This window comes from uncultured Anaerobiospirillum sp. (assembly GCF_902485895.1).
Lineage (GTDB): Bacteria > Pseudomonadota > Gammaproteobacteria > Enterobacterales > Succinivibrionaceae > Anaerobiospirillum > Anaerobiospirillum succiniciproducens.
In genome coordinates, this window is sequence record NZ_CABTML010000061.1 from 26,584 (window position 1) to 35,006 (window position 8,423).

General features: G+C 44.4%; 4 protein-coding genes and 1 tRNA gene. 3 read left to right on the plus strand and 2 right to left on the minus strand.

What is annotated here, in order from left to right:
* Window positions 1-468 precede the first annotated feature (468 nt).
* Window positions 469-1,911, plus strand: coding sequence for a pyruvate kinase (pyk, locus tag RDO37_RS04895; RefSeq protein WP_308498309.1), 1,443 nt, complete (start codon window positions 469-471; stop codon window positions 1,909-1,911).
* 384 nt (window positions 1,912-2,295) lie between these two features.
* Here pyk and RDO37_RS04900 read toward each other — a convergent pair.
* Together RDO37_RS04900 and RDO37_RS04905 are read right to left on the minus strand one after the other, a co-directional pair.
* Window positions 2,296-2,373 (minus strand) — tRNA-Val (locus RDO37_RS04900).
* Window positions 2,374-2,652: 279 nt separating this feature from the next.
* On the minus strand, window positions 2,653-3,285 hold the full coding sequence (locus tag RDO37_RS04905; protein WP_027939150.1) for an RpiB/LacA/LacB family sugar-phosphate isomerase: 633 nt from the start codon (window positions 3,283-3,285) through the stop codon (window positions 2,653-2,655).
* A gap of 358 nt (window positions 3,286-3,643) precedes the next feature.
* Here RDO37_RS04905 and RDO37_RS04910 point away from each other — a divergent pair, with 358 nt between their 5' ends.
* On the plus strand, window positions 3,644-5,494 hold the full coding sequence (locus tag RDO37_RS04910) for a hypothetical protein (protein WP_308498310.1): 1,851 nt from the start codon (window positions 3,644-3,646) through the stop codon (window positions 5,492-5,494).
* A 368-nt stretch (window positions 5,495-5,862) separates the two neighbouring features.
* Window positions 5,863-8,184: a hypothetical protein gene (locus RDO37_RS04915; protein WP_308498311.1), complete on the plus strand. Its 2,322-nt coding sequence runs from the start codon at window positions 5,863-5,865 to the stop codon at window positions 8,182-8,184.
* The last annotated feature ends 239 nt before the right edge of the window (window positions 8,185-8,423 follow it).

The window sequence follows — 8,423 nt, forward strand, 5'->3', positions numbered from 1 at the left end:
GCCGTTAACAACAAGTACTACCAGGTTTAGACTGTGGTATACGACTATAGTTGCCTTTATCCGCTTGACAGACTATACGTCATTGCCTTTCATTTTCTTTGAGTACTTTTGCGACAGATGCTTGTTGCTATCAACAAGTTTATTCATAACCATTGGCTTTTATACAGGGCTAAGACTGTCAGGCTTGTTGGGCTTGTGCTTGCTATAGTTTTGCAACCCTCTTAAAATAGAAAGGTTATCAGATCACAGCGTACTAGAGCCTAAAAGTAGCTAAGTAAGTCCATAAAGGGCAGACTTTTTCTATCAACGCTGAGACTCATTACTGGATGATACACACTTCCTGCTACTACAGATAAGGTAAGGTGCTACCTTACCTAGCTATAGTCGGCTTTTTCGATGCATGCTAGCAGATTTGATTTGTTTGTTGCTTAAGCAGGGCATCAACCCGATATTTAAGAGGATCTTCATATGTCAGCAGTAAAACGCAGAACTAAGATTGTAACTACCTTAGGTCCTGCAACCGATCGTCCTGGTGTTATTGAGGAGCTTATTCGCGCCGGTGCTAACGTAGTTCGTCTGAACTTCTCTCACGGCACTTTTGAGGATCACCAAAAGCGCGTTGAGATGATCCGTAAGGCCTCTGCTGACCTCGGTATGCCAGTAGCTATCATGGGTGACTTACAGGGTCCTAAGATCCGTATCGGTAAGTTTAAGAATGGCCCAATCCTCTTAAAGCCAAGCGATACCTTTGTTCTTGATGCTGCTTTAGATCTTGATGAGGGTACTCAGGAGAGCGTAGGTTTAACTTATCGCGATCTTCCTAATGACGTTAAACCTGGCGATCTGTTATTACTCGATGATGGTCGTATTCAGCTGGCTGTTACCAAGGTAGAAGAGACTCGCATTGTTACTACTGTAATTGTGGCTGGTCCTTTATCTAACAACAAGGGCATCAACAAGAAGGGCGGTGGTTTATCTGCTCCAGCTCTTACTGCTAAGGACAAGCAGGACATCAAGTATGCAGCTCAGTTAGAAGTTGATTACATTGCTGTATCTTTCCCACGTTGCGGTAAGGACTTAGAAGAAGCTCGTCGTCTGTTACGCGAGGCAGGCTCTAATGCAGCTATCGTTGCTAAGGTTGAGCGTGCTGAGGCTGTAGCTTCTGAAGAGGCTATGCGTGATGTAGTAATGGCATCTGATGCAGTTATGGTTGCTCGTGGTGATCTTGGTGTTGAAATCGGCGATGCTAACCTGATGTCTGTACAAAAGCGCCTCATCAACTTTGCTCGTGGTTTAGACCGTGCTGTTATCACTGCAACTCAGATGATGGAAAGCATGATTAAGAGCCCAATGCCTACTCGTGCTGAGGTTATGGACGTATCTAACGCTGTGTTAGATGGTACCGATGCTGTAATGCTCTCAGCTGAGACTGCAGCTGGTGATTATCCAATTGAGACCGTACGTGCCATGTCTGAGGTATGTAAAGGTGCTGAGTCTCAGGTTAAGAAGTCTGGCTACCGAGCTGACAGAATGTTCTCTAACGCAGAAGAGACCATCGCTGTATCTTCCATGTTTGCTGCTAACCACTTAGAGGGCATTCATGGCCTGATTGCCTTTACCGATAGTGGTCACTTACCTCTGTTAATGTCACGTTACCGTTCTGGTCTGCCAATTTATGCATTCTCCCGTAACGAGCCATCTGTACGCAGAATGTGTATGTACCGTGGTGTAACCCCATACTTCTTTGACAACCTTGCCTACAATGATCGTGACGAGTTACTTAAGGAAGTTGTGAAGTTCCTGATCAACAAGGGTCAGGTTAAGTCAGGTGATAAGATGGTAATTGCCTTTGGTGTATCCATGGGCTCATCAGGTCACACTGACTCCATGCGTGTTATCACCGTAGAATAAGCTAAAAAGCCAAAGAAGGGCTTAAGGCGAGTACTACGCTAAACACAAAACACCCTGCAGCTATTATGGTTGTGGGGTGTTTTCGTATGTGCCAATAGAAAACCACTAAGCGAATTTAGCCTTAGCATAGATCATGAAACTAGCAAGAACGCTAGGCTTACATCAATAGGAAAGAAGTTCGGGCGATTGCCTTGTGAAACTCTTAGCTAAGAGAGAGAGGGATGGCCATTTTTCACAATCAGTAAAGAGAAAAGGCGATTGCTTTAGGCAAAAAGATGAAGTGTTGCTGTTCTATTATGGGCCGATTTGATGGCCAATATGGGGTAGCAAATTTTTTTTTGCATGGCCCAGAAACAACAAAACCCGCTAAAGCGGGCTTGGTAATGGTGGATGCTATAGGACTCGAACCTATGACCCTCTGCTTGTAAGGCAGATGCTCTAACCAGACTGAGCTAAGCATCCTCAGTGAGTGCGCTCATTATATGCACGAGAGCGTACTATGGCAAGCTTTTGGTTAAAGATTTTTTAAATTTTGTGTCATATAGACTAGGTAGATTTGCATAAACCCTATAAACAAGGCGATCTTGCTCGTGCGCACGCTTGGTTTACTAATGGCGTCAATACAATCACTAGGTGCATTGTGATGGCATTAGTGTCTTATTAGCACCTCAAGTCATTGGTACTAAGTTTTCTTTGCATGGAGTGATGATCAGTTGCAAGAGGCGGTGCCTTGTTTTGTGGCTATAGGCTCTTTAAGAACGCGGCGATCTCATCATCAGCACAATTTGGATAGAAGAGCTCAGCAAACTTTGGATCGTCGATGGTGGTTTTGACGAAATCACGATCAAGATCTTTGAGAATATCAATGAGCGGGCGATGAGTAATGGCTTTTACCTCGGTAAGGATGCGAGCATTTCTTTGCTCAGGTTCGCGACGCTCTACAGGGTAGCCACCACCAAATGGAGATACAAAAAGCTTTTCAAAGGTATAGCGTAAGTTAAGCTCACCACCCCAACCGAAGTTTTGTGCATAAGGCAGGGCAATAGCATTACCGCCGTTAACTTGGGTGAACAGATAGGCATCAACTGGATTGGTCACATGACCGCATTGCACGCCAGGGAATGCATTGCAAGCAAGGCAGGCACCTTCACCTGTACCACAGCCAGTTACTACAAAGTCTACAACCTTGCAGTTTAAAACTAAGGCACTTAAAAGACCGTTCATAACGTAGGTTAGGCAACGCTTGTCCTCGCTTGAGTACATGCCAAAATTGATAACCTCATGACCATTAGCCTTGGCAACGTTTGATAGCTCTTCGTATACCAGAGCATTCTTAGCTGCCTGAGAGTTTTCCATGATAAGACCGATCTTCATAAGTACTCCTTGATGCATACAGCACGTTGATTTGCCTGTTAGAAAAGTGTTCTGTGACTTTTGCTTCTTCATTGTAGCAAATGACAAAAGAGCAACTTCGACTCATAGCATGACCTTTAGTTTCTCAACAATGTAATTGCCAAGAAAAGATGCATGTTCATGGTGTCTAGCCTTAGCTTACGAGCTTTACAAAATCAGCAAGGAAATAAGTTTAGTTGTTTTGACGGCCTGCCTTGTGCTTAAATATATGGCGTTTTGCTTTAGATATAGTCAAAGAATGGTCTAATCTTACTTGTATAGTGATGGTTCTTGCTTGTCTAATGCAAGGTTAAGTTAGTAATACAACAGGATTGTAAGTATGGCGTTGTCATTGGTACTCGATAATCCGTACCGAGTTTTAGGACTAGGCGTACAGGCTCAGGCCAAAGCCCTGTCTGCAAACTACAAGCGGATGATGGAAGAGTCTTTAAAAGGCAATGAGGTGGTGCTGGAGCAAGATATCACTTCTTACTTGAAGGCGCCGCTAAGAACACCACGCCGTCTTGAGCAAGCTAAGAGTAAGCTCATGTCTGCTCGTGGTCGTATGTACCATGCCATGTTCTGGTTTGTAGTTACTGACAAAGCCGATAAGGCTGCTCTGTACTATTTATCACGCAAAGAACGTGAAAAGGCGGTCAAGATTCTGCAAAGCCGTCAGAACTTCTCTTCATACATCAATTTAGCTGTTCTTGCTTTGATGGAAGATCGTTTTGATGATGCAGCAACTTTATACAGTCGTTGCCTGCAAGATGAGGAAATGACACAGGCCTTTGTGCAAGTAGTCATTGGTGACAAGTTTAAGGTTAAAGGCGCTTTCTTACTTGCTAAAGTGCTTGACGTCCTTAACCAAGAAAAAGAGAAGCTCGAAAACGAGGACAATCTTGACTCAAGAGCTTTTGTAGGCGCTGGTCACGGTGTTTTAAACAAGGAGGCTCAGCAGAGCCGTACTAAGTTACAAAACACTGACACAGGACTAACCCGTAGTACCATCATCAATAACCTGAGCTTAAAGAAGCAAGCAGGTAGCTTTGATCGCCACTTAAATGAGGCGCTCAATGATCTTATCGACCGCATTGCTGCAATTAACCGTGAGTATGGTATGGATGATGATTTTACTGAGGTAGAGCTTAATCCAAATCCTGCAGCTAACTACATCATTGATGAGATCTCACGCTTTTTAGCCGTAAACAACTCTTTAATGGAGGCTTTCCGTCAGCGTTGTTATGAGGCTCGTGAGCGTGCTTTATATTTAGACTATGTCTATAACCTTGCTTCCATCACTCACTATGCATTCCATTTATATGCAACTGAGTTTGGTCGCATGTACTCAAGTGAGTTAGTACAAAAGCTCAGAAGCATTATTGCTAAGATTGAGCGTCTGTATTTTAGAATGAAGAGTGATGATATTGACTACTTCATTAACTCACTGCGTCGTATTGAAGATGCACTGCCTTACTACTATCAGATTGCGCAAAACTTTGAGAAGTACTATCTTCTGTCTGATGATAAGCAGCTTATAGATAACTTCTATGCCTTTAATCGCTCAGTGTACAAGGTCATAGATGCCTTTAATCGTACCTTAGGCTTAAAGGGCGCGTATGTTGACTGCTCCTTGCATTTACAGGATATGGCAGTTCGTTACAACGTTAGCTTTATGCTCGTATTAGTAAACATAGCTCTACGTCATCCATACCGTATCAAGGTTAAGCCAGCAGTTGAGCAAGAGTTTAAGATTGACGAGAGCAAGTTTGGCTCATTTGGCCAGAGCTTTGGTAAGGTTGAAGATACGGCTCCTGCTCCTGAACAGACCAATCAGAATCCTCCTCAAGTACAGATGCAAGCTGATGGTGTACAAAAGAGTACCAAGGTAAAGCTTTCACGTGAAGAGAAGAAGCGCCAAGCTGAAGAGCGCCGCAAGATTATTGCAGTGCAAAAGCGTCGTAGCTCTTTCTTCAAGCGTAAGCTGGCACGTCAGCGCAATCGCTTTAAGGAAATCCTAAATAGCTTTAAGTACTACAATACATCTCCAAGCACTCAGACCTTAGTTGAAATTACATTGCGTCAGGTAGACCGTCTACCTCCACCAGTAAGTTTCAAGACCTTAGTAGCTGGCGTGGCCTTAATCATTCTGGCTACAGCAGCTGTTTATATTAATGCGCTGATGCATTAGTACTAAAGCAACTAATATTCATTGATCACGGGCGTCACTCTTATTAAAGGCTGACGCTATGCAATACTAGACACGGGCGTCACTCTTATTAAAGGCTGACGCTATGCAATACTAGACACGGGCGTCATTCCTTCATCAAGGCTGACGCCCTTGCTGTCTTTACTGCTCATCAATAAAGCAAGCGATCTTAGAATCTAGATTAATCAAAGCGGCTCTAGATGAGCAGCATCGTAGCGCTTAGTTTGGTCTGCTTGATGCCAAATGATATGATCTAAGAGTGCATTAATAGTATTGGTCTAATGAATAGGCCTAGTGCTTGGCAACTGTTATAACTCTAGAGGCTATACAAGCTGAAATGGGGGTAGAGAATGTCTTATAACAACAAACCATCAGGATCTTTTGTTGACACCAATGCTACCCCACAGATTGTTGAGCGCACTAGTCAGATCGATAACGCCAATGTAGGCCAAGCGCCGCATCAGCAAGCAATACCATCTGCAATGCCTAATGCCGCTCCAATATCTACTGGCCCGCTTGGCCCATCCTTAATCATGGCTCCAGGCGTACAGGATGATTTTTCTTATGCACAAGGTGCAATGTCTCCAAACGCCAGTGCCGCTGCAAATCTAAATGCCAATGCCAATGCAGCCATGCAGCAAGCGCAGTATCAGCAAGCCAAAGGTAATCAGTACGGTCAGCAAGGTCAGTTTGCTCAAAGATCACCAGGTCAATTCACTCAGCCTCAGCAAAATCAGTATGGCCAAGGTCAAGGTCAAATGCAGCCAGGACAATTTGGTCAAGGACAGGGCGGTCAATTTGGTCAAGGTCAGATGCAGCCAGGACAATTTGGTCAAGGGCAGGGTGGTCAGTTTGGTCAAGGCCAGATGCAGCTAGGACAATTTGGTCAAGGACAGGGCGGTCAGTTTGGTCAAGGCCAGATGCAGCCAGGACAATTTGGTCAAGGACATGGCGGTCAGTTTGGTCAAGGACTGGCAAATGGCGCTGGTGGTGCTAATGGTTGGTCGGGCGCTGATAACAAAGGTTCAAACACTGATGAGCCAAGCGGTACACCGCAAGAGAAGCTTAAGTTAGCTCCAGAGTCTTATGAAGCTAGAGCCAATATTCCTATGACACCTGTGGCTGCTTATGCTGGCGGCTTTGAACAGGCCTCTAAGAATACAGGTGCAGCGGATATGGGCAGTGCTGTGGCTGGTGGCTCTAATGCAAGCTCTAGTGCAGGATCTGCTAGAGCAGCTAATGTAGCTTCGGATGAGGCCATGAGTCAGTCTTATACTCAGACAATGGCATATGCTGCAGCAACTGCTAAAGCTGATGCGAATGCTGCAGGTTATTCTGATGAGTTACGTACCATTGCCATGCAGTCAAATGGCCAAAACACTAAGAGTGTCCCGCTTGAAAGAGAGAGCTCCAAGATAGTGTTTAATGGTAATACGCAGCAGATGGCAAATGTTAATGATCCTGCAGCCAAGGCTATGGCGTTTTCAAGAACCTATGAAGGTGCACGTCTTGCTGTGGAGCAAACCACTACGCCTTATGATGATCTCGTTCCTAAGCTCTATCGAATCCCATCCGTTCGTCCTGGTATGAGTCCTCAACAGGCTGCACTGATTGAAAGGCTGCAAGCACAGCGTGCACGCTTTGAGCATTTGGAGATGGAGCTTAAGATTCGCTTCCAGATGTTGCTTGCTGATCCTGATACTCCTGATTACCCAGATGATGAGTATGATGACTTTGGCACTTCAGGAGCTACTAGCAAGGATACTAGTGAAAGTGCAGTGCCGGCACAAGATAGTGGCTTTGTGCAGGATTTAAGACAGACAGTTACCCAAGATGAGGATGCTACAACTCATAGCTCATCCCGTCCACGCTCTCCAATTGAGATGCTGCTGCGCAAGATTGAACAGCACACTGGTATCAATATCGATGATATTGAAGTTAGACCCGGTGATGCTGAGCTTATGCGTCGTCGTGAAACCATTGAGGTAGCAGCTGAGGTAAGAAAGCGCAAAGAAGACTACTATCGTCGTTTCGTTAAGGATATGAAGCGCTCTGGTAATGTCGATTCTAAGTATAACTTTGCGACTTTAAATCGTGATAAGTTCAACAATGATGCCTTTACCTTATCACTGCGCTTTATTAGCAATATTTATCCTCAGGTTACCCCACAAATGCTCTTAGTCTTTGGTGATATGGGTACAGGTAAAACCTGTCTTTGTCATGCTATTGGTAACAAGTTTATGCAGCTGCGTACCCATAGCAAGACAGAAATTGGCCGCCATCCTGATGTGCCTCTGAGCATGCTCACCACCTTTGATGACATCAAGAAAACTTGGTTTTATTCAAATAATGAAAGTTTTGAAGACAAAAATGAGCGAAATCGCCGCTTCAATGCTTTTTGCAATACGGACTTATTGATTCTAGATGGTCTGTGCTCTGACAACAGTGCCTTAGATCCTTTTGCTCAGAAGATCTTTAACGAGTTATTACGTCGTCGTAGCTCACAAGGATTGCCAATGGTAATTACCACTGCAGTTAATTTGCAGTCCATTCACAAGGCCATTGGTGATTTATGCTATGAGGGCATTAAGAGCTTCTCAGTAACCGCTACGTGCTTATTTGGTCGCAGCCGCCGTCCATATATCCGCTTTAATGGCTCATATCTGCCATAGGTTGGTATCAGCGCAGCCTCTTTCCATAATATCTGCAATGAACGTAGGATGGCGGTGATGGCTTATTACTTTAGACTGTGTGCTTCTTGATGGCGTATTGCTGTTGCCTGTTTGCTGCTTCTGACATTGGGGAGTTGCCTAAGTAATTAAGAAACAGCCTATTAATCGCATTCAATATGAAAATAGGATGCTCGAATAGTATGTATTTTAAGTATGTAATGGTAACGTTCTGCGCTCAA